This is a genomic window from Cellulomonas aerilata (genome assembly GCF_007991755.1).
Lineage (GTDB): Bacteria > Actinomycetota > Actinomycetes > Actinomycetales > Cellulomonadaceae > Pengzhenrongella > Pengzhenrongella aerilata.
Window position 1 is genome coordinate 106,401 of record NZ_BJYY01000015.1, and the last position, 20,728, is coordinate 127,128.

At 74.9% G+C, this 20,728-nt stretch carries 18 protein-coding genes; 5 read left to right on the forward strand and 13 right to left on the reverse strand.

The window, feature by feature from the left end; all coding sequences use genetic code 11:
* Window positions 1-67 precede the first annotated feature (67 nt).
* Entirely contained in the window at window positions 68-2,020 is a 1,953-nt protein-coding gene (locus CAE01nite_RS12340; RefSeq protein ID WP_146904873.1) for a phospho-sugar mutase, read from the reverse strand.
* Window positions 2,021-2,022: 2 nt separating this feature from the next.
* The gene (locus CAE01nite_RS12345; protein ID WP_146904875.1) at window positions 2,023-2,868 is read right to left on the reverse strand and encodes a purine-nucleoside phosphorylase; all 846 of its coding nucleotides are present in this window, start codon (window positions 2,866-2,868) and stop codon (window positions 2,023-2,025) included.
* A gap of 105 nt (window positions 2,869-2,973) precedes the next feature.
* Between CAE01nite_RS12345 and CAE01nite_RS12350 the strand changes: the two genes are divergently transcribed.
* The gene (locus tag CAE01nite_RS12350; RefSeq protein ID WP_146904878.1) at window positions 2,974-4,440 is read left to right on the forward strand and encodes an NAD(P)H-quinone dehydrogenase; all 1,467 of its coding nucleotides are present in this window, start codon (window positions 2,974-2,976) and stop codon (window positions 4,438-4,440) included.
* A gap of 69 nt (window positions 4,441-4,509) precedes the next feature.
* Here CAE01nite_RS12350 and CAE01nite_RS12355 read toward each other — a convergent pair whose 3' ends face one another.
* The 7 genes from CAE01nite_RS12355 to CAE01nite_RS12385 form a co-directional block, all read right to left on the reverse strand.
* A complete protein-coding gene (locus CAE01nite_RS12355) occupies window positions 4,510-5,892 on the reverse strand; it encodes an FAD-binding oxidoreductase (protein ID WP_146904881.1) in 1,383 nt (460 codons plus the stop codon).
* Between the two features lie 153 nt (window positions 5,893-6,045).
* The gene (locus CAE01nite_RS12360) at window positions 6,046-6,435 is read right to left on the reverse strand and encodes a tautomerase family protein (RefSeq protein WP_146904884.1); all 390 of its coding nucleotides are present in this window, start codon (window positions 6,433-6,435) and stop codon (window positions 6,046-6,048) included.
* 25 nt (window positions 6,436-6,460) lie between these two features.
* On the reverse strand, window positions 6,461-6,961 hold the full coding sequence (locus tag CAE01nite_RS12365; RefSeq protein ID WP_146904887.1) for a hypothetical protein: 501 nt from the start codon (window positions 6,959-6,961) through the stop codon (window positions 6,461-6,463).
* On the reverse strand, window positions 6,962-7,477 hold the full coding sequence (locus CAE01nite_RS12370; RefSeq protein ID WP_186816575.1) for an NUDIX hydrolase: 516 nt from the start codon (window positions 7,475-7,477) through the stop codon (window positions 6,962-6,964).
* Window positions 7,474-9,261: an ATP-binding protein gene (locus CAE01nite_RS12375; protein ID WP_146904893.1), complete on the reverse strand. Its 1,788-nt coding sequence runs from the start codon at window positions 9,259-9,261 to the stop codon at window positions 7,474-7,476. Before CAE01nite_RS12375 ends, CAE01nite_RS12370 begins: the two co-directional genes overlap by 4 nt.
* Window positions 9,262-9,396: 135 nt before the next feature.
* A complete protein-coding gene (locus CAE01nite_RS12380) occupies window positions 9,397-10,125 on the reverse strand; it encodes a Maf family protein (protein ID WP_146904896.1) in 729 nt (242 codons plus the stop codon).
* Window positions 10,122-11,858 (reverse strand): DUF885 domain-containing protein, encoded by a 1,737-nt coding sequence (locus tag CAE01nite_RS12385; RefSeq protein ID WP_146904899.1) that lies wholly within the window; start codon window positions 11,856-11,858, stop codon window positions 10,122-10,124. The genes CAE01nite_RS12380 and CAE01nite_RS12385 overlap by 4 nt, the downstream gene beginning before the upstream one ends.
* Before the next feature lie 384 nt (window positions 11,859-12,242).
* Here CAE01nite_RS12385 and CAE01nite_RS12390 point away from each other — a divergent pair, with 384 nt between their 5' ends.
* Window positions 12,243-13,625 (forward strand): HNH endonuclease signature motif containing protein, encoded by a 1,383-nt coding sequence (locus CAE01nite_RS12390; RefSeq protein WP_146904901.1) that lies wholly within the window; start codon window positions 12,243-12,245, stop codon window positions 13,623-13,625.
* A 17-nt stretch (window positions 13,626-13,642) separates the two neighbouring features.
* Here CAE01nite_RS12390 and CAE01nite_RS12395 read toward each other — a convergent pair whose 3' ends face one another.
* From CAE01nite_RS12395 to CAE01nite_RS12405, 3 genes are read right to left on the reverse strand one after another with little or no spacing between them, the layout of a single operon-like run.
* A complete protein-coding gene (locus tag CAE01nite_RS12395; RefSeq protein ID WP_146904904.1) occupies window positions 13,643-13,873 on the reverse strand; it encodes an acyl-CoA carboxylase epsilon subunit in 231 nt (76 codons plus the stop codon).
* Window positions 13,870-14,415 (reverse strand): hypothetical protein, encoded by a 546-nt coding sequence (locus CAE01nite_RS12400; RefSeq protein WP_146904907.1) that lies wholly within the window; start codon window positions 14,413-14,415, stop codon window positions 13,870-13,872. The genes CAE01nite_RS12395 and CAE01nite_RS12400 overlap by 4 nt, the downstream gene beginning before the upstream one ends.
* Complete coding sequence (locus CAE01nite_RS12405; RefSeq protein WP_146905105.1) at window positions 14,412-15,968, reverse strand: acyl-CoA carboxylase subunit beta; 1,557 nt, start codon at window positions 15,966-15,968, stop codon at window positions 14,412-14,414. The genes CAE01nite_RS12400 and CAE01nite_RS12405 overlap by 4 nt, the downstream gene beginning before the upstream one ends.
* A 343-nt stretch (window positions 15,969-16,311) precedes the next feature.
* Between CAE01nite_RS12405 and CAE01nite_RS12410 the strand changes: the two genes are divergently transcribed.
* Together CAE01nite_RS12410 and CAE01nite_RS12415 are read left to right on the forward strand one after the other, a co-directional pair.
* Complete coding sequence (locus CAE01nite_RS12410) at window positions 16,312-17,211, forward strand: biotin--[acetyl-CoA-carboxylase] ligase (RefSeq protein ID WP_146904911.1); 900 nt, start codon at window positions 16,312-16,314, stop codon at window positions 17,209-17,211.
* Window positions 17,212-17,452: 241 nt separating this feature from the next.
* Entirely contained in the window at window positions 17,453-18,487 is a 1,035-nt protein-coding gene (locus CAE01nite_RS12415; RefSeq protein ID WP_246131182.1) for an adenylate/guanylate cyclase domain-containing protein, read from the forward strand.
* A 100-nt stretch (window positions 18,488-18,587) separates the two neighbouring features.
* On the opposite strand, the gene CAE01nite_RS12420 is transcribed toward CAE01nite_RS12415, so the two are convergent.
* The gene (locus CAE01nite_RS12420) at window positions 18,588-19,328 is read right to left on the reverse strand and encodes an SOS response-associated peptidase (protein WP_146904917.1); all 741 of its coding nucleotides are present in this window, start codon (window positions 19,326-19,328) and stop codon (window positions 18,588-18,590) included.
* 113 nt (window positions 19,329-19,441) lie between these two features.
* On the opposite strand from CAE01nite_RS12420, the gene CAE01nite_RS12425 reads away from it, so the two are divergent.
* Window positions 19,442-20,668: a multidrug effflux MFS transporter gene (locus CAE01nite_RS12425; RefSeq protein ID WP_246131183.1), complete on the forward strand. Its 1,227-nt coding sequence runs from the start codon at window positions 19,442-19,444 to the stop codon at window positions 20,666-20,668.
* The last annotated feature ends 60 nt before the right edge of the window (window positions 20,669-20,728 follow it).

Here is a 20,728-nt window from a genome sequence, read left to right on the forward strand (position 1 = left end):
GACCGCCCGCCGGTACCTCCGGCGGGCGGTCGTGTCGTCCGGGGCCCGGCTCCCGCGAGCCGCCCGGTCAGCGCCCGCTCAGGCCCAGCGCCGCCCGCAGGTCGTCGGCGATCCGGTTCAGGCGGGTGCGCGCCTGCGCCCGGGCCCGGGTGACCGTGTCGTGGTCGGCGTCCTCGGCCAGCGGGACGACGACCTCGAGGTAGCACTTCACCTTGGGCTCCGTGCCGCTGGGCCGGACGACCACCCGCGAGCCGTCCTCGGCGAGCAGGCGCAGCCCGTCCGTCGGCGGCAGACCGTCGACGCCGTCGGCCAGGTCGGCGACCTCGGTGACGGGTGAGCCGGCGAGCGTGGCGGGCGGGCTCTGCCGCACGCGCGCCATCGTGGCGGGGATCTGGCCGAGGTCGGTGAAGCGTGCGGACAGCTGGTCGGTCAGGTGCAGCCCGTGCCGGCGGGCCAGGTCGTCCAGTGCGTCCACGAGCGTGCGGCCGGACGCCTTGAGCTCGGCGGCGAGCTCGGCGACGAGCAGCGCCGCGCTGATGCCGTCCTTGTCCCGCACGTGCCCGGGGTCCACGCAGTACCCCAGGGCCTCCTCGTAGCCGTACACGAGCCCCTCGGTCCGGGCGATCCACTTGAACCCGGTCAGCGTGACCACGTGGCGCAGCCCGTGCGCCGCGGCGATCCGGCCGAGCAGCCGCGAGGACACCACCGAGCTCGCCAGCACCCCGCCGTCCGCGGCCGTGATGCCGGCCGAGCCGGTCGTCCCGGCACCGCTCCCGGCACCGGCGCCGGCGGCGGTGCGCCGCTGCGCGAGGCGCCCGGCGACGTAGTCCCCGAGCAGCGCGCCGAGCTCGTCGCCGTGCAGCGGACGCCACCCCTCGGCCGCAGCGGACCCCGGGCCGTGGTGGGTGCGTGCCCGGGGGTCGACCACGGCGACCGCGCACCGGTCGGCGTCCGGGTCGTTGGCGATGACGAGGTCGGCCTCGACGTTCTGCGCCAGCCCGAGCGCGAGGTCCATCGCGCCGGGCTCCTCCGGGTTCGGGAACGCGACCGTGGGGAACCGGGGGTCCGGCTCGGCCTGCTCTTCGACGACCTCCAGGTCGTCGAACCCCGCGGTGCGCAGCACCCGGTCGACCACCGCGCCGCCCACCCCGTGCAGCGGGGTGAGCACGATCCGCACGTCGCGCGGTCCGCCGGCCTGCGCCCGGGCCGCGACCGACGCCACGTAGTCGTCCAGGACCCGCTCGGGCAGCACCGTCCAGCCCGAGGCCGCCCGCGGGACCGACGCGACCGACTCCACGGCGGCGATGCGCGCGGCGATCTGGGCGTCGGCCGGCGGGACGATCTGGGCACCCTGACCGGGGCCGGTGACCGCCCGGCCACCGAGGTAGACCTTGTAGCCGTTGTCCTGCGCCGGGTTGTGGCTGGCGGTGACCATCACCCCGGCGTCGGCGCCCAGGTGCCGGACGGCGTACGCCAGGACGGGCGTGGGCAGCGCGCCGGGCAGCACGGACGCCCGCACGCCCGCGGCCTCCATGACGGCGGCGGTGTCCCGGGCGAACACGTCCGACAGGTTCCGGGCGTCGTACCCGATGACCACCGTGGGCGCGCCGGCCTCGGCGCCGGCGCCGGTGCCGACGGTGTCGGTGAGGTACCGGGCGAGTCCGGCAGCCGCGCGGATCACCACGGCCCGGTTCATCCGGTGCGGTCCGGCGCCGAGCGCCCCCCGCAGCCCCGCGGTGCCGAACTGCAGCGGCCCGCTGAACCGGTCGGCGATCGCGCGCCGGGCGTCCAGGACGTCCATGCGCTCGATCCGGTCCGCCGGCGAGTCGCCGTCGGGCAGGGAGCGGTCGGCGCGCTCGAGCAGCATCTCGAGCTCGGCGGCAGTCGTGGGGTCCGGGTCGTCGGAGATCCACCGCCGGACCTGCTCCACCAGGCCCGGACCGGACGAGGCGCTGGTTCCGGACGAGGCGCTGGTCCCGGACGACGTGCTGGTCCCGGACGTGCTGCCGGCCTGCGACATGGTCAGATCCTCCGGGTGATCTCGGCGAGCAGTGCGCTGATCCGCGGGCCGGCGGCCCGGCCGGCCTCCAGCACCTCCTCGTGGGACAGCGGGGTCGGGCTGATCCCCGCGGCGAGGTTGGTCACCAGCGAGATCCCGAGCACCTCCAGGCCGGCGTGCCGGGCGGCGATCGCCTCGAGCGTCGTCGACATCCCCACCAGGTCCCCGCCCATCCGACCCGCCATCCGCACCTCGGCCGGCGTCTCGTAGTGCGGCCCCCGGAACTGCACGTACACGCCCTCGTCGAGGCCGGCGTCGACCTCGCGCGCGAGCGCGCGCAGCCGAGGGGAGTACAGGTCGGTCAGGTCGACGAACGTCGCGCCCTCCAGCGGGGACGTCGCGGTGAGGTTGATGTGGTCGCTGAGGAGGACCGGCGTCCCGGCACCCCAGGCGGGGTTCAGACCGCCGCAGCCGTTGGTCAGCACCACCGACGTCGCCCCGGCCGCGGCCGCCGTGCGCACGCCGTGCACGACGCGGCGCACGCCCTTGCCCTCGTAGAGGTGCGTGCGCGAGCCGAGGACCAGCGCGTACCGGTCCGTGCCGGCGATGCGGACCGACCGGGTGGTCCCGACGTGGCCGGCCACGGCGGGTGCGGAGAAGCCGGGGATCTCGTGGCTCGGGATCTCCGCCACCGTCTCGCCGAGCAGCTCGGCGGCGGCGCCCCAGCCGGACCCGAGCACGAGGGCGACGTGGTGCCGCTCGATCCCGGTGACCTGGGCCAGGTGGTGGGCCGCGGACCGCGCGACGTCGAACGGGTCGGTGGTCGGGTCGTCGAGGTGGCCGGTGTCGTGGTCGGTCGTCGCGCTCATGGCAGGAGGCTATCGGCGCCGGTGCACCGGGGTGCGGCACGGGTCCGGCCCGTGTGGTGCGCGGCTCACCCGCGTCGACGCGACGCACGGGGGCGTACGGGCACAATGGTCGCCGTGAGCAACGAGTCCCAGGACCTGCAGAGCACCCGTGTCGTGATCATCGGCGGTGGCCCCGGGGGCTACGAGGCCGCCCTGGTCGCCAAGCGCTTCGGCGCCGAGGTGACCGTCATCGAGCGGCAGGGCCTGGGCGGGTCCGCGGTGCTCACCGACGTCGTCCCGTCCAAGACCCTCATCGCCACCGCGGACTTCATGGCCCGCATGGACAGCGCGTCGGAGCTCGGCATCCGCGCGGCCGGCGAGGTGGTCGAGGTGGTCGAGGACGTCGAGGGGGTCGTGGACCTGCACCACGTCGACCTCCAGGCCGTCAACAGCCGGGTCCGGGCGCTGGCGACGGCGCAGTCGGCCGACATCCGCGCCCGCGTCGAGCGCGAGGGCGCCCGCGTCGTCATCGGCACGGCGCGCCTCGACGGGCCGCAGCGTGTCCTCGTGCGCGCCGCCGGCACCTCCGACGACGAGCCGGAGGAGGCCCTGGACGCCGACGTCGTGCTGGTCGCGACCGGCTCCCGGCCGCGCGAGCTGCCCGAGGCCAGGCCCGACGGCGAGCGCATCCTCACCTGGACCCAGCTGTACGGCCTCGACGCGATGCCCGAGAAGCTCATCGTGGTCGGGTCGGGCGTCACCGGGGCGGAGTTCGCCGGGGCGTACAACGCGCTGGGCGGCGAGGTCGTGCTGGTGTCCAGCCGCGACCGCGTCCTGCCGGGCGAGGACCAGGACGCCGCGGAGGTCATCGAGGAGGTCTTCAAGCACCGCGGGATGACGGTCATGTCCCGGTCGCGCGCCGAGTCCGCCGTCCGCACGGCCGACGGGGTCCTGGTCACGCTCGCGGACGGCCGGCAGGTCGAGGGCTCGCACGTGCTGCTCGCGGTCGGGGCGGTCCCCAACACGGCGGGCCTCGGGCTGGAGGAGGCCGGTGTGAGGCTCGGCCCCGGCGGGCACGTCGTCGTGGACAAGGTGTCCCGGACGTCGGCGCGCGGGGTCTACGCCGCGGGTGACTGCACCGGGGTCATGCCGCTCGCGTCGGTCGCGGCGACCCAGGGGCGCATCGCGATGGCGCACGCGCTGGGCGACGCCGTCGCCCCGCTGAACCTCGTCCACGTGTCGGCGAACATCTTCACCAACCCGGAGATCGCCACGGTCGGCTACACCGAGGAGCAGCTCAAGGCCATCGGCACCGCGTACGTCGTCAGCACGCTGCCGCTGAGCCGGAACCCGCGGGCCAAGATGACCGGGGCGCGGATCGGCTTCATCAAGCTGTACGCGCACTCGGTCACCGGGATCATCCTCGGCGGGGTCGTGGTGGCGGCGCGCGCCAGCGAGCTGATCTTCCCGATCACGCTGGCGATCTCCAACCGGCTCACCGTGGACCAGATGGCCGAGACCTCGACGGTGTACCCGTCGATGTCCGGGTCCATGGCCGAGGTCGCGCGGCTGCTGCACCAGCACCGCGTCTGATCCGCGCGCGTCGGGCGCGGGCCGGTCGGCGCACCCGGCGGCGTCCTGCGGGCGAGGTCCCGGGTGGTGTCAGGCCGGCGGGACGTTCTGGTTGAGGTGGAACACGTTCTCGGGGTCGTAGCGGCGCTTGAGCGCCGCCAGCCGGTCCCACGTCCCCCCGGGGTAGGCGGCGCGCACGCCGTCCGGCCCCTCGTCGCCCAGGAAGGCGACGTAGGCGCCGGGGCGACCCTGGCGCAGGCGGTCGGCCATCGCGGTGACGGCGACGTGTACCGCGGCCCGGTCGCCGGGGTCGGTGTACATCGAGGCGACGTTGAGCATCATCGGGGCGTCCCGGTGGGCGTACGCGGTCGCGTCCGGCGGCACGTCGGCGACCGCACCGCCGAGGACCCGGACCTGCACCACCCGCATCGGCCCCGGTGAGGCGGCGATCCAGTCCAGGACCTGCCCGGCCGTGGCCTCGTCCACGGAGTCCCGCAGCAGCGTGCGGCCCAGCGCCGACGGGGCTGGATCAGGGGGCGCGGGCATCTGGGGGAACAGCGCGGCGTAGGGCTGCGGGGCGACCAGGTCCGCCACCGGGGTCCCCAGCGCGCGCAGGCCGTCGACGACCCGCCGACCCTCGTCCGGGTCGCCCGCCCACGCGACCGTCGCCAGCACCACGGGCCGGCCGTGCGCCTCGGGCGGCAGGAACGGCATGGGCGGGCAGGGCATGACGCTGGCGATGACGGTCAGCTCGCGCGGGGCTCGGAGGGCGAGGTCCACGACGCCGGCGACGACGGGCGCCGTCGCGGGGAGCACGAGCAGGCCGCCCAGGAAGCTCCGGACGTCGTGCAGGCGCAGCTGCAGGCGGGTGACCACGCCGAGGTTGCCGCCGCCACCGCGCAGGCCCCAGAACAGGTCGGGGTGGTGCTCGGCGTCGACCGTCAGCACCCGGCCGTCGGCGGTGACCACCTCGGCGGCCAGCAGCGAGTCGATCGTCAGGCCGTGCTTGCGGGCCAGCAGCCCGACGCCGCCGCTGAGGGTGATGCCGGACAGCCCCACGGTCCCCATGTCGCCGAACCCGGTGGCGAGCCCGTGCGGTGCGACGGCGGCGGTGTACTCGCCGGTCGTGACGCCGGCGCCCGCCCAGGCCACCCGGCGCACCGGGTCGACCTCCAGACCGGTCAGCCCCCGGACGTCGACCACGAGCCCGCCGGCGCTCGTGCCGTACCCGACGGAGCTGTGACCGCCGGAGCGCACGGCGACCTCCAGCCCGGTCTCGCGGGCGAACGCGAGGGCGGCCCGGACGTCGTCCGCGTCGCGCACGCGCACGATGACGGCCGGACGCGGGTCCAGACCGCCGTACGCGAGGCGGCGGGCGTCGTCGTAGCCGTCGTCGTCCGGGGTGAGCACGTCGCCGGTGACCTGCTCCCGCAGGTGGGCCAGATCCAGGGTGGGCGTGTGCTGGATGGTCATGGTCGTCAGCCTCCGCAGGGCGTCGGGACGCACCGGAGCCGTCACGTCCGGTGCCCGCGGGGCAGACCTGCCGGGGCCCGCGGACTCATCGCCCCGGACGAGCGCCGCCCCGGACGGGCGTCGCGCCGGACGAGCGCGCCCCGCCGCCGGACGCTACTGCGCGACGCGGTACGGCAGGTCGAGCTCGTCGCCCGGGAGCCCCCGGATCGCCCAGTCGTGCCGCGGCGTCTCGATCAGCGTGACCTCCAGGTCCAGCGGCTCGATCCCGAGCTCGGCCGCGAAGCCCTCGATCAGCAGCGCGTAGAACCGCTTCTTGGTGGCCACGCTGCGCCCGGCGAAGAGCACGACCTCCAGCACCGTGTAGCGCTCCGTGCGTCCCGCCGGGGTCGGGAAGTCGTCGGCGGTCATGGGGAAGAACCGGTGGAACCGCTTGTCGGCCGGCAGGCCCAGGGCCTCGACCGCAGCCGCGTGCACCACGTCGGACAGGCGGGCGCGCAGCGGCTCCAGGACGCCGGCGCGTCCGTAGACCTTGACCTGTGCCACGGGTGCCCCTCTCCGGCGCGAGCGGTCAGAGGTCGACGCGGTGCGCGGCGGTGGCGTCGACCTCGAGCACGCCGTCGACGAGAACCACCCCGGTGAGGATCAGCCCACGCGCGCGCTTGTCCAGCACGCGCTGGACGTCCACGACGAGTCGCGGCTCACCGCCGGGGCCGCGCTCGACGTCCAGCAGGCCGGGCGGCAGGCCGCGCGACCGCAGGGCCGAGTTGGCGATCCCGGTCAGCAGGCCCAGCACGCGGTGCACGGGGACCGGTCCCGCCTGGACGGTGAGGTCGGCCCGGACCTTGCCGTCGGTGAAGCCGACCAGCGTCCCGCCGAGCCGGACGACCGGGACCGCGCGGGCGACCATGGCGACGGCCTTGGGCGCCGTCGGGCCCGCCGCCAGCGCCCGCAGGTCGACCGACGCGTGGACGGTCGACCCGGTGCAGCCGACGTCGCGCAGGACGGACGGCAGGGCCTTGCCGCGCAGGGCGAGGTCCAGCATCTCGGTGAAGGGCAGCCGCAGGTGCACTCAGGGCTCCGGGGTGTCGGTGGGGGACTCGAGCAGGCGCCGCAGCCGCGGCCAGGCCTCGCCGAACGCGGGCAGCAGGGGTAGGTCCGCGACCTCGTCGACCGGGACCCAGGCGACCTCGAGGCTCTCCGCGTCGGTCGCGGACGGCTCGAACGGCGTCAGCGTCTCGCCCAGGACGGTGGTGTAGCTCCAGGTCCCGTGGTCCAGGACGACCGAGCCGAGCACATGCACCGCGGACAGCGGGATGCCGGCCTCCTCGGCGGACTCCCGCAGCGCGCCCTGCTCCGCGGACTCGTGCGGGCCGATCGCCCCGCCGGGCACGCCCCACGTCCCGCCCTGGTCGCTCCACAGGGCCCGGTGCTGCAGGACGACGGCGTCCACCGCGCCGTCGGGGCCGCGGCGGGCGAGCAGCAGACCCGCGGCGCCGTGCAGGCCCCAGTGGCGGGACCCGCAGTCGCACTGCACCCACCCGTCGCCCGGGTGGCGGGTGGGTGACGGGCCGGGGCGGGCGGTCAACCGACGATCTCGCAGATGGCCGTCCCGGCGCTGACGCTCGCGCCGACGCCGGCCGCGAGCCCGGTGATCCGGCCGGCGCGGTGGGCCACGAGCGGCTGCTCCATCTTCATCGCCTCGAGGACGACGACGAGGTCACCCTCGGCGACCTCCGCGCCGTCGGCCACCGCGACCTTGACGATGGTGCCCTGCATGGGCGAGGCGAGCGTGGTGCCCGACGCGGTGGCGACGGAGCGGGTCGGGGTGCGGCGCACCGGTCGGCGGGCGCCGGCACGGCCCCGGCCACCCGCGAGGTTGAAGCCGGCCGGCAGGACGACCTCGAGCCGCTTGCCGCCGACCTCGACGACGACGCGCTCGGACGCCGAGGGCTCGGCCGGCTCGTCGGTATCCGCGGGCGGCGGCACCGGCGACCCGAGGCCGGCGAGGCGGTCGGCGAACGCCGTCTCGATCCACCGGGTGTGGACGGTGAAGGGCTGCTGCGGGTCGGCGGGGACGAACGCCGGCTCGTCGAGCACCGCGCGGTGGAACGGCACGACGGTCGGGATGCCCACGACCTCGAGCTCGGCCAGGGCGCGGCGGGCCCGCTGGACGGCCTGGGTGCGGGTGGCGCCGGTGACGACGAGCTTGGCGATCATGGAGTCGAACGCGCCGGACACGGTGTCCCCCTCGACCACGCCGGAGTCGACGCGCACCCCCGGTCCGGTGGGCAGGCGCAGGGTGGTGATCTTCCCGGGGGCCGGCAGGAAGCCGGCGGCGGGGTCCTCGCCGTTGATTCGGAACTCCAGGGAGTGCCCGCGGACGGCGACCGTGTCGTAGCCCAGCGGCTCCCCGGCGGCGATCCGCAGCTGCTCGCGGACGAGGTCGATGCCGGTGACCTCCTCGGTGACGGGGTGCTCGACCTGCAGGCGGGTGTTGACCTCCAGGAACGAGATCGTGCCGTCCGTGCCGACGAGGAACTCGCAGGTCCCCGCGCCGACGTACCCGGCCTCGCGCAGGATCGCCTGGGACGCCCGGACCAGCTGGGCGTTCTGCGCGTCGGACAGGAACGGCGCGGGCGCCTCCTCCACCAGCTTCTGGTGGCGGCGCTGCAGCGAGCAGTCGCGCGTGCTGACGACCACGACCGTGCCGTGGGCGTCCGCCAGGCACTGGGTCTCGACGTGCCGCGGGCTGTCCAGGTAGCGCTCGACGAAGCACTCGCCGCGGCCGAAGGCGGCGACGGCCTCGCGGACCGCGGAGTCGAACAACTCGTCGATCTCGTCGGCGGTGCGCGCGACCTTCAGGCCGCGGCCGCCACCGCCGAACGCCGCCTTGATCGCGAGCGGCAGGCCGTGCTCGCGGGCGAAGGCATGCACCTCCGAGGCGTCGGCGACCGGGTCCGGGGTGCCGGCGACCAGCGGCGCACCCGCGCGCTGGGCGATGTGCCGGGCGCTGACCTTGTCCCCGAGGGAGTCGATCGCCGACGGCGGCGGACCGATCCAGGTCAGGCCGGCGTCGATGACGGCGCGCGCGAAGTCGGCGTTCTCGGAGAGGAAGCCGTAGCCGGGGTGGATCGCGTCGGCCCCGGAGCGCCGGGCGACGTCGATGAGCTTGCCGGCGTCCAGGTAGGTCTCCGCGGCCCGGACGCCGCCGAGGGCGAACGCCTCGTCGGCGAGGCGGACGTGCAGCGCCTCGCGGTCGGAGTCGGCGTAGACGGCGACGGAGGCGATCCCGGCGTCCCGGCAGGCCCGGGCGATGCGGACGGCGATCTCGCCTCGGTTGGCGACCAGGACCTTGGTGATGGCGGGCACGGCTCACCGTAACGCCGGTCCCTCGGGCCGCTCACCCGGCACGCGACGGCGTGGCAGATTTGCCGGAACACCCCAAGCGGCGCGGGGCACCTTTGTCGTCATCGGCCGATGACGACGCGCGGGACCCGCGGGCCGTCAGCCGGCGTTGTGCCCTGTCGACAACGACCACAGGTCCGGCACGCTCACCCCGACCTGCCCGAGCAGCTCGCGCAGCAGCGGCAGGCTCACCCCGACGACGCCGTGGTGGTCCCCCTCCAGGCCGGTCACGAACGCCCCGCCGAGCCCGTCGACGGTGAAGGAGCCGGCCACGGCCAGGGGCTCGCCGGTGGCGACGTAGGCGTCGATCTCGGCGTCGGACAGGTCGGCGAAGTGCACCACGGTCGACGACGTCGCCCCCAGCGTTCCGCCCGTGCCACCGGCCTCCGGGTCGCGCTCGTCGATGAGCCAGTGCCCGGTGTGCAGCACGCCGGAACGCCCGCGCATGGCGTGCCACCGCGCGGTCGCCTGGGCCGCGTCGGCCGGCTTGCCGTGGATCTCCCCGTCGATCTCCAGCATGGAGTCGCAGCCCAGCACGAGGAGGTCGTCGAGCTCGTGGTCGTCGTCGTGACCGGGGTCCCGGGCGCCGTCGTGGTCGGGGTCGACGTCGGTGGTGCCCTCCCGCAGGGCGCGGGCGACCTGCTCGGCCTTCGCCTGGGCGAGGACCAGCACGGCGTCGGCGGGCTCCAGCCCGCCGAACCGCTCGGTGGCCGCCGCCAGGACAGCGTCCTCGTCCACGCCGGAGACGCGCACGAGCGGGGTGATCCCGGCGGAGGTCAGCGTCGCGCGCCGCGCCGGGGAGGCGGACGCGAGCAGCAGCCGGGTCACAGCAGCGCGCCGCGGAGCGCGTCGAGTCCCAGGGCGCCGAGGCCCAGGGCTCGGGCGTGGAACGCGGTGATGTCGAACTCGTCCCCGCGGGCGACGGCGGCGTCAGCGCTCTCGTCCCGGATCTGCTCCCACAGGCGCTGGCCGATCTTGTAGGACGGCGCCTGACCGGGCCAGCCGAGGTAGCGGTTGAGCTCGAACCGCAGGAACGCCTCGGGCATGTTGACGTTCGCGACGAGGAACCGCCACGCCTTGTCGGCGTCCCACGTCCCGCCGCCCCACTCGGGCGGCGCCTCGAGCCCCAGGTGCACGCCGAGGTCGACGACGACCCGCGCGGCCCGCATGCGCTGCCCGTCGAGCATGCCCAGGCGGTCGCCCGGGTCGTCGAGGAACCCCAGGTCGGCCATGAGGCGCTCGGCGTACAACGCCCAGCCCTCGCCGTGGCCGGAGACCCACAGCGCGAGCCGGCGCCACCGGTTGAGCGTCTCTCGCGCGTAGACCGCCCACCCGACCTGCAGGTGATGCCCGGGCACGCCCTCGTGGTAGACGGTCGTCTTCTCGCGCCAGGTGTTGAACTCGGTCACGCCGGGCGGCACGGACCACCACATGCGTCCCGGGCGGGAGAAGTCGTCGCTGGGGCCGGTGTAGTAGATGCCGCCCGACTGGGTGGGCGCGATCCGGCACTCCAGCCGCAGCAGCGGCTCGGGGATCGCGAAGTGCGTGCCGGCGAGGGCGGTGACGGCGGCGTCCGACGTCGTCTGCATCCACTCGCGCAGCTCGGCGGTGCCGTGCAGCTTGCGGTCCGGGTCGGCGTCCAGCACGGCGACCGCCTGCCGCACCAGGTCCTCGCCCTCCACGGCGTCGTCGCCGAGGATCTGCCGGGCGACCGCCTCCTGCTCGGCGACCACGCGGGCCAGCTCCTCCAGACCCCAGGCGTAGGTCTCCTCCAGGTCCACCGCGGCGCCGAGGAAGTAGCGCGACCACAGCGTGTAGCGCTCGCGGCCGACGGCGTCCTCCTGCGGCGCCTGCGGTGCCAGCTCGTCCCGCAGGAAGCGGGCGAGGTCGGCGTAGGCGTCCCGGGCGGCGCGCGCGCCGTGCTCGAGCTCCTGCCGGACGAGGGAGCAGGCGGTCGAGTCGTCCAGGACGGCGTCCACGGCCGGCCCGGCGACCAGGGCGGTGAAGAAGGAGCCCGAGGAGTCGGCCAGCTCGTCGCACTGGGCGGCGACCTCGGTCACCTGCCGCGCCGCGGGGACGCGGCCTCGTGTCGCCGCGAGGCGCAGCGACTCGACGTACCCCGCGACGCCGTCCGGGATGGCGTTCAGCCGGGCGGCGACATCCTGCCAGCCCTCGACGCTGTCGGTCGCCATGAGGTCGAACACCTCGCGCATCGTCTGCGCCGGGGAGGCGATGACGTTGAGCTCGCCCAGCAGCTCGTCCGCGGCGTCGAGCTCCAGGTGCAGCCCGATCCGCTCGCGCATCACCGCGATCGTGACCTCGTCGACGTCGTCGGCGGGCGTCTGGGTGTCGAGCTCGGCGAGCACCGCCCGCGCGGCGTCGGCCCGCGCTGCGTGGCCGGCCGGGGAGTAGTCGGTCATCTCGTGGTCGTGGCCCGAGATGCCCATGAACGTCGCCGCGAGCGGGTCGAGGGTCGCGATGGTGTCGACGAACCGGTCGGCGATCGCGTCGACGGCGCTGGGTGAGCGGTGCTGCGGCGTGCCGGGGGAGGTGGTGCTCATGGCGGAAGACCCTAGTCGGGGGTGGGGGAGGGGTGGAGTGGGGGGCGTGCGGCGCGTGCCGGATCAATCGTCCTGCTCGGGTGTGCCGGCGGGGTTAGGCGCCGGGTGCACGTCGCGCCCGCGATCGCGTTGGGCAGATCCGTCGGATCGCCACCATGTCGTCGTGACCGACCCGCTGGTCGTCCAGCGAATGCGCGCCGTCATTCTCGCGTCGTCCGACGGGGGCGACACATGGGTTCGAAGCCGTCCACAGGTCGGTCCGGCGCGCAATCGTCCCCAGGTGTCGCGGGCGCCCCCTGGGAATGTCGGTGGTCCGCCTTAGAATGAGACCGACGACGAATCGTACGAGCGTGCAGGAGTCCTGGAGGGAAGGAGGTGACCGTCGTGGCCGACGACATTCCGCCCGACGTCTCCCTTCCGCGTTCCGGTCAGCGCGATCTGTCCCACCTGCCGGCGGGAGTCGCCCGTGCCCTGGCCGATCTGCGCGCAGCCTTGGAGGCCGTCGGGTCCCTGACCGCGACGGCGACCGAGCTGGACGGTCGCCAGGCGGAGGCGGTCGCCGTCGAGCTGGCGGACGTGATGAGCCGCGCCGGCGTGACGCAGGCGCGGATGCTCGCGGTCGTGGAGGCGGACGGGATCTGGTCGGTCGAGTCCCGGTCGCTGGTGCGGTGGGCCGCACGCCGCCTGGACGTCAGCGTCCGCACCGCCCAGGCCCAGGTGCGGCTGGGCCGGGCGCTGCGTGACGACCTGCCGCTGACCGCTGCCGCGGCCGCGCGCGGGGAGATCGGGGTGGAGCACGCCCACGTGCTGGCGGCCCTGGCACCGACCAGCGAGCGCCGCCGCACTGTGCTGAGCTGCCCGGACGTCGAGTGCGACGAGGCGTGGCTGGTCCGGCAGGCCGAGCTCAACACCGTCGACGACCTGCGCACCATCGTCCGGCACTGGGCCGCGGCAGCCGACACCGACGCGGACGACCGCGGGTACGTCCAGGCGTGCGAACGTCAGCACCTGCAGGTCTCCCCGACCCTGGGCGGTTACCACGTGCAGGGGTTCCTCACCGTGGACGTCGGGCAGGCGCTGGTCACCGCACTCGAAGCCGTCACCCCCGTTCCGGCTGCTGGGGACACCTCGACCGCGGACCAGCGGCGGGCGCAGGCGGTCGGGGTGCTGGCGAACCTGGTGCTGGACAAGGGCCTCGCCGGTGAGGGGCGCGCGTCGCGGCCGCGGCTGAACGTGCTGGTGTCCTACGAGACGCTGCAGGCCGTCACCGCGTGGGCGGTCGCCCGCCAGGACGGGTTCACGTTGCTCGCAGCAGCGCCGGAAGTGACGGCGGACAGCGTGCTGCACGGTCCGCAGTTCGAGGACGGCACTCCGATCCCGCGCATTCTGCTGGACCGGCTTGCCTGTGACGGGGAGCTGAACCGGGTGATATTCGGACCACAATCCGAGATTCTCGACGTGGGCCGGGCGGAACGGACCTTCACCCGGGCCAGGCGAAATGCGATCATCGCCCGCGACCGGCATTGCCGGTTTCCCGGGTGCAGCGCACCACCGACACTGTCCGAATGTCACCACGTCCGACACTGGGCGCGCGATCACGGCAGCACGAGCGTGGACAACGGGATCTTGCTGTGCTGGCACCACCACGGCTACGTGCATGCGCGTGGGATCGAGATCCACCGCCAGGGAGCGCGGTGGGTGTTCACCGACGCGGCCGGGCGCGAGCTCCTGGACCCTCACCTGGGTGACGGGGACGACTGCGCCTGAGCCGGCCCGCAGCCCCGTCAGCTCCGCAGGCTCCAGCGCCACGCATCGGGCCCGGGCCGCGCGGCCGACGACGGTCCACGCATCCCGTGCGCCCGGTCCCTCCACGCGCTGCGCGGGGTCTCGGGCGCGGGGTCGTCGGTGACCTGCCCGGCCGCCGCGAGACCGGCGACCAGGGCCGCGAGCTCGACGTCGTCCGGCTCACCACGCACCACGTGGACGTGCGGGAGGCCCTGCGGCTCGTCGGTCACTCGTCGTCCTCGTCGTCGTCGAAGCCCTCGAAGTCGGCCGGCTCGCCGCGCGAGGTCGCCCACTCCACGACCTCGAACCCGGCCTCGACCAGCCGGGTGACGAGCTCCTCCCCGCCGGAGTCCAGCAGGTCCAGGACGGAGTCCATCGACAGGTCGGAGGCGCCGGACGGTGGACCGACCACGAAGCCGAGGTGGAACGCCTCCGCGGTGCCCGGCTCGTGCGGCGCCCCGGACGCGTCGTCGTCGTCCCCGGTGTCGCCGTCCCACGCGAGGGTGGTGAGGTCGGCGTGCATGCCGAGCGCGGCGTGGACCCGGTCGTACAGCTCGGCGTTCATCGTGCTGATCCGTGACTCCAGGGCCAGGACACGCGGGTCCTCGTCCGCCTCCGTCGCCCCGAACTCCGAGCGCACCCCCACCGCCGTGTCGACGTAGGTGTGCAGCGCCTGTGCGAGGCGGTCGACCGCGTCGTGCAGGTCGGCGGGGTCGACGGGACCGAGCGGGTGGTCGGAGTGCTCGTGCCCGTGGGAGGTCTGGTCGCTCACAGCGGGATGTTCCCGTGCTTCTTCGGCGGCAGGCTCGCGCGCTTGGTCCGCAGCAGCCGCAGCGCGCGGGAGATCTGCAGCCGCGTCTGCGACGGCTCGATGACGGCGTCGACGTACCCGCGCTCGGCGGCGTCCCACGGGTTGACGATCGCGTCCTCGTACTCACGGGTCAGGCGGGACCGCTCCGCCTCGACGTCGCCGCCGGCGTCGGCCACCTTCTTCAGCGCCCCCCGCTGCAGGATGTTGACGGCCCCGCCGGCGCCCATCACCGCGATCTGCGCCGTCGGCCACGCGAGGTTGACGTCGGCCCCGAGCTGCTTGGAGCCCATGACGATGTACGCCCCGCCGTAGGCCTTGCGCGTGATGACCGTGACCAGCGGGACGGTGGCCTCGGCGTACGCGTAGATCAGCTTGGCGCCACGGCGGATGATGCCGTTCCACTCCTGGTCGGTGCCCGGCAGGAACCCCGGGACGTCGACGAACGTCAGCACCGGGATGTTGAAGGCGTCGCAGGTCCGGACGAACCGTGCCGCCTTCTCGGCGGCGTTGATGTCCAGCGTCCCGGCCATCTGCAGGGGCTGGTTCGCGACGACCCCGACCGGGTGCCCCTCGACGTGGCCGAAGCCGATCAGCACGTTGCGTGCGTACAGCGGCTGCACCTCCAGCAGGACGCCCTCGTCCAGCACGTGCTCCACGACGGTCCGCATGTCGTACGGCTGGTTGTCCGAGTCGGGCACCAGGGCGTCGAGCGCCAGGTCCGCGTCGGTGACCTCCAGCGGCAGCGGCTCGCCGTGGTGCCAGATCGGCGGGTCGGTGAGGTTGTTGGCCGGCAGGTACGCGAGCAGCTGCTTGACGTACTCGAAGGCGTCGTCCTCGTCGGCGGCCAGGTGGTGCGCGACGCCGGACCGCTCGTTGTGCGTCTGCGCGCCGCCGAGCTCCTCGAAGCCGACGTCCTCGCCGGTGACCGCCCGGATGACGTCCGGCCCGGTGATGAACATGTTGGAGGTCTGGTCGGCCATGACGATGAAGTCCGTCAGCGCGGGCGAGTAGACCGCGCCACCCGCGCTCGGGCCGAGGATCAGCGAGATCTGCGGGATGACGCCCGACGCCGCGACGTTGCGCCGGAAGATCTCCGCGAACTGCGTCAGGCCCGCGACGCCCTCCTGGATGCGCGCGCCGCCGCCGTCGAGGATCCCGACCAGCGGGACGCCCGTGCGCAGCGCCAGGTCCATCACCTTGGTGATCTTCTGCCCGTGCACCTCGCCGAGCGAGCCCCCGAACACCGTGAAGTCCTGCGAGTACACCGCGACCGGCCGGCCGTCGACGGTCCCGTGCCCGACGACGACGCCGTCCCCGGCGATGCGCTTCTTCTCCAGGCCGAAGTTCACCGACCGGTGCTTGGCGAAGGCGTCCAGCTCGACGAACGAGCCCTCGTCCAGCAGCGCGTCGATCCGCTCACGTGCGGTCTTCTTGCCCCGGGCGTGCTGCTTCTCGGCGGCGAGCGCCTCGGGGGTGACGGTCGCGGCCTCGTGCCGCGCCCGGAAGTCGTCCAGCCGGCTCCGGGTGGTCGCCGTCGAGCCCGCCTCCGCCGCCGGGGCTCCGCCGGCGCCGGGGGTACCGGCGGCACCGGGGGCACCGCCGGCACCTGGGGCGCTGCCTGTTCCGGCGGGCGCGACCGACCCGTCGAAGGCGGGAGGAGCCGGGGTGCCGGGGGAGGACTCGCCGTCGGCTGGGGCGACGTCCTGCGTGCGGGGCGTGGAGGCGGCATGGGTCACCGTTCGAGACTAGTTGCGCCCGCCCCGGCGGGCCGGTGGAGGGCGCGGACGGCGTTCGCGCCACCACCTCGTCGGGACCCGACAACGATCGGCGGGCCGTCCGCGCACCATCATGGGGAGCATGACGGCGGATGACGGCGCGGCGCAGGACACCCGGGAGCCCCTGCGGCCGGACGCGCTCCGGGAACGGCTGGTGACCCCGGCCGGGCCGGTGCACCGGCTCGAGGTGGTCGAGCGGACCGGGTCCACCAACACCGACCTCGCGGACGCCCTGCGAGCGGACCCGGCGGCCTGGGGCGACGTCGGCGTCCTCGTCACCGAGCACCAGGTGGACGGCCGGGGGCGGTCGGGCCGCAGCTGGCAGACGCCGGCCGCGGCGGCGCTGACCTTCTCGATCGCGCTGCGCCCGCCCGCACCGGCGCAGTCCGTGGGGTGGCTGCCGCTGCTCGCCGGGCTCGCGGTGGTCCGGGCCGTGCGGCCCCTGACCGACGTCCCGGTGAGCCTGAAGTGGCCCAACGACCTCCTGGTGGACGCACCCGGCGCGGCCGAGCTCGACGGCTGGGGCACGCACCGCAAGGTCGGCGGCATCCTCGCCGAGCTCGTCCCGGCGACGGCCAGCCCGGTGGTCGTGGTGGGGATCGGCCTCAACGTGTCCCAGACCGCGGCCGAGCTGCCCGTGCCGTCCGCGCTGTCGCTGGCCGGCGCCGGCGCGTCGGGGGCGGCCCTGGACCGGGGCGGGCTCCTCGTGGCGATCGTGGGCGAGCTCGCGGGCCTGGTGGAGCGCTGGCAGCGGTCGGGCGGTGACGTCCGGGCGGCGGGGCTGGCCGACGACGTCGCGGCGGTGTGCACGACGCTGGGGCTGCCGGTGCGCGTGGAGCTGCCGGGCGACCAGGAGCTGCGGGGGACGGCGGTGGAGCTGGCGCCGGACGGCGCCCTGCTCGTCCGGGACGAGCAGGGCCAGGTGCACCCGGTGCGTGCCGGGGACGTGCGGCACGTGCGCACCGGCGGCGGCCCGGGCTGACGGCTCGTCGGTGCGCGGGCGGCGTCCGACGAGTGCGCGAGCGGCGTCCGACGGGTGCGCGACCCGCGTCCGACAGGCGCGCGACCGGCGTCCGACGGGCGCGTGGAGCCCGTCGGCCGGACGGGTGAGCGGCGCGGTCGGGGTCGGGGACGGACCGGCCGGGCGGGGCCCGGTGAACTAGCCTGACGGAGTGCCTGACGACGTTCGCGCTGACCAGGACCGTCCCCGGAGGTCGTCGACGGTGCACGACCTCGAGGCGTCGCTGCTCGGTGGCGACCGTGACCTGACGCTGCGGGACCTCGCCGATCGAGCAGGTCCCGGCGTCCGCCCCGAGGACGTCCAGCTGTTCTGGCGGACGCTCGGACTGCCGTACGCGGACACCGACGAGCGGCTGTTCACCGACGACGACGCGCAGGCGGTGGCCCGGATCGCGGACCTGGAGCGCTCGGGCCGCATCGACCGGCGGACCGCCGTGACGCTCACCCGCGCGCTGGGGCACCAGTCGGAGCGCCTGGTGCTGTGGCAGGTGGAGGCCCTCGTCGAGGACGTCGCCCAGCGGCGTCACCTGGACGACATCAGCGCCCGCCTCGTGGTCCTGGACCGGCTCACGGAGCTCGCACCCGTGCTCGAGGCGCAGCTCGTGCACTCCTTCCGGCGCCACCTCGCCGCGATCGCCGGGCGCTTCGCCGCGGAGTTCGCCGAGGCGCGCACGACCGAGCAGGCGGACCCCTCGGCCCTGCCGCTGGCCCGGGCGGTCGGCTTCGCCGACATGGTCTCGTTCACGCGTCGCACGGCCGGGCTCGGGTCGACCGACCTGTCGGCCTTCGTCCAGCGGTTCGAGACGGCAGCCCGTGACATCGTCGCGAACGCAGGTGGCCGCGTCGTGAAGACGATCGGGGACGCCGTCCTGTTCATCGCCGACGACGTCGTGACCGGGGCGCGCGTGGCCGTCGGACTCGCGGGCGAGCTCGGCGGGGAGCTCGAGGTGCAGGCCCGGTCCGAGGAGGGCGGGCTGACCGAGGGGCACCGCGGCGTGACGCCGGTTCGCGTCGGGTTCGTGCAGGGCCGGGTGCTGTCCCGGTTCGGGGACGTGTTCGGGGCGTCGGTCAACGTCGCCGCCCGGCTCACCGACATCGCCGAGCCGAGCACCGTGCTGACCGACCCGTCGACCGCCGAGCTGCTCGCCGGCGACTCCCGCTTCGTCCTCGAGCCGCAGCCGCCGCGCGAGCTGCAGGGGCTGGGGTCCATCGCCCCGGTGCTGGTGCGCCAGGCCTGACGCCGGGGCGACGCCCGACGCCGACCGACGCCCGACGTCGCCCCAGCCGGCCGACGCCCGACGCCGGGCCCCCGACGACGGCGCGCCGGCGCCCGCCGGCTCAGGCCGGGTCGACTGGCAGGATCAGCTCGGGCCCGTCGTTGCGGACCGCGTTGACCGCGGTGGAGACCGGGGTCGCCGTCAGGGACGGCTGGGTGGAGGACAGCAGCTCGACGGCGCCGTCCGACCCGACCGCCGGGTCGAGCCAGGCGTCCCACGCGTCGGGCAGCAGCATGATCGGCTGCCGGTCGTGGATGTGGCCCATCTCGTCCACGGCGGTCGTGGTGATGACGGTCGCGCTGACCAGCCAGCGGTCCGGGTCGTCGTCCGGCTTGGACGGGTCCTTCCAGAACTCGTACAGCCCCGCCAGGGCCAGCGGCGAGCCGTCGGAGGTGTGGATGTAGAACGGCTGCTTCGTCTTCTTCGCCGCCCCCTGCGGTGCGGGCTGCCACTCGTAGTAGCCGTCCGCGGGCAGCAGCGCCCGGCGCACCGCCATCGCCCGGGCGAAGGCCGGCTTGGTGGCCACCGTCTCGGCGCGGGCGTTGATCATCCGCGAGCCGATCGAGGGGTCCTTCGCCCACGACGGCACGAGGCCCCACCGGGCGGTCCGCATGCTGCGCTCGAGGGCTCCCTGGCTGCCGTCCTCGAGGCGCTCGGGGCGCTCGACGACCATGCGCACGCCGTCCGTGGGGGCGACGTTCCACGACGGCGGGAGCAGCCGCGCGTCGTCGGCCACGGAGGCCAGGGCGAAGGCGTCGGCGAGGTCCTGGGCCTCCCGGAAGGAGGCGTAGCGGCCGCACATGAGCCCAGCCTGCCGTATGCCGCCGACAGACGGCGGGTGCCGGGGTCGGGCGGTGGGCCGGTCGATGTCGTATCGATTCGACCCATCGGCCCACCGGTGGGAGGATGGCCGTGATGAGTGACGTCGTCGAGACCCGCCCCACCTACCGACCCAACGCCAAGTACGTCCTGATGCTCGGGTCGATGACCGCTCTCCCGGCGATCACGACCGACATCTACCTGCCGTCGCTGCCCGAGGTCGCGCGCGACCTGGGCACCACGGCGACCGCCGTCCAGCTGACGATGACGGCGACGCTGATCGGCGGCGCCTTCGGCCAGCTGGTGATCGGCCCGCTGTCCGACCGGTGGGGCCGGCGCCGCCCGGTGCTCATCGGCGTGACGCTGCACGTCGTCATGTCCCTGGTGTGCGCCGTCGCGCCGAACATCGAGGCGCTCATCGGCGCCCGCGTGGTCCAGGGCTTCTTCAACGCGTCCGCGACGGTGGTCGCGATGGCGGTCATCCGGGACCGGTTCGTCGGGTCGGACGCGTCCGCGGTGATCTCCCGGCTCATGCTCGTCATCGGCGTCGCGCCCCTGTTCGCGCCCAGCGTGGGCGGGCTCATCGCGGGCGAGGTCGGCTGGCGCGGGGTGTTCGTCGCGCTCGCGCTGTTCGGCGTCGGTCTGTGGCTGGTGGTGTGGCTCCGGCTGCCCGAGACCCTGCCGCCTGAGCGCCGTCGGGAGGGCGGTCTGCGCACCGCGCTCAGCGGGTTCCGGACGCTGCTGCGCGACGGGCACTTCGTGGCGCTCGCGGTCCTGCCGGGCCTGGCGATGGCGACCCTGTTCGCCTACGTCGTCGGGTCCCCCTTCGTGCTGCGCGAGCAGTTCGACCTGTCCGCGCACGAGTTCGCGCTGCTGTTCGCCATGAACGGCGTGGGGCTCGTCGCGGGTGCTCAGGTGAACGCGTACCTGGTCAAGCGGATGGCGCCGATCCGCCTCCTGCGGCTGGCGCAGCCCGCGGTGCTCGCCCTGGCCGTGACGCTCGGGATCGTGGTCTTCACGGGCGCCGGAGGACTGGGCGGGCTGCTCGCGGTCCTCTTCGTGCTGCTCTCGCTGATCAACTTCATCGCCCCGAACGCCTCCGCACTGGCCCTGAGCCGGCACGGCGAGATCGCCGGTACGGCGGCGGCGTTCATCGGCTGCATGCAGGCCGGTGTGGCCGGGGTGGTCAGCCCGCTGGTCGGGGTGCTCGGTGGGGACGCCCGTGCGATGGCGCTGGTGATGAGCGGGACCGCGGCGATCGCGCTCCTGGTGCTCGCCCTGGCGACGCCGGCCTACCGCCGCGGGGGCTGGCACCAGCGCTGAGCACGCCGCTCGGCTGAGACCGCGGGCTCCGCCGAGCTCTGCCGTGCTCTGACGTGCTCT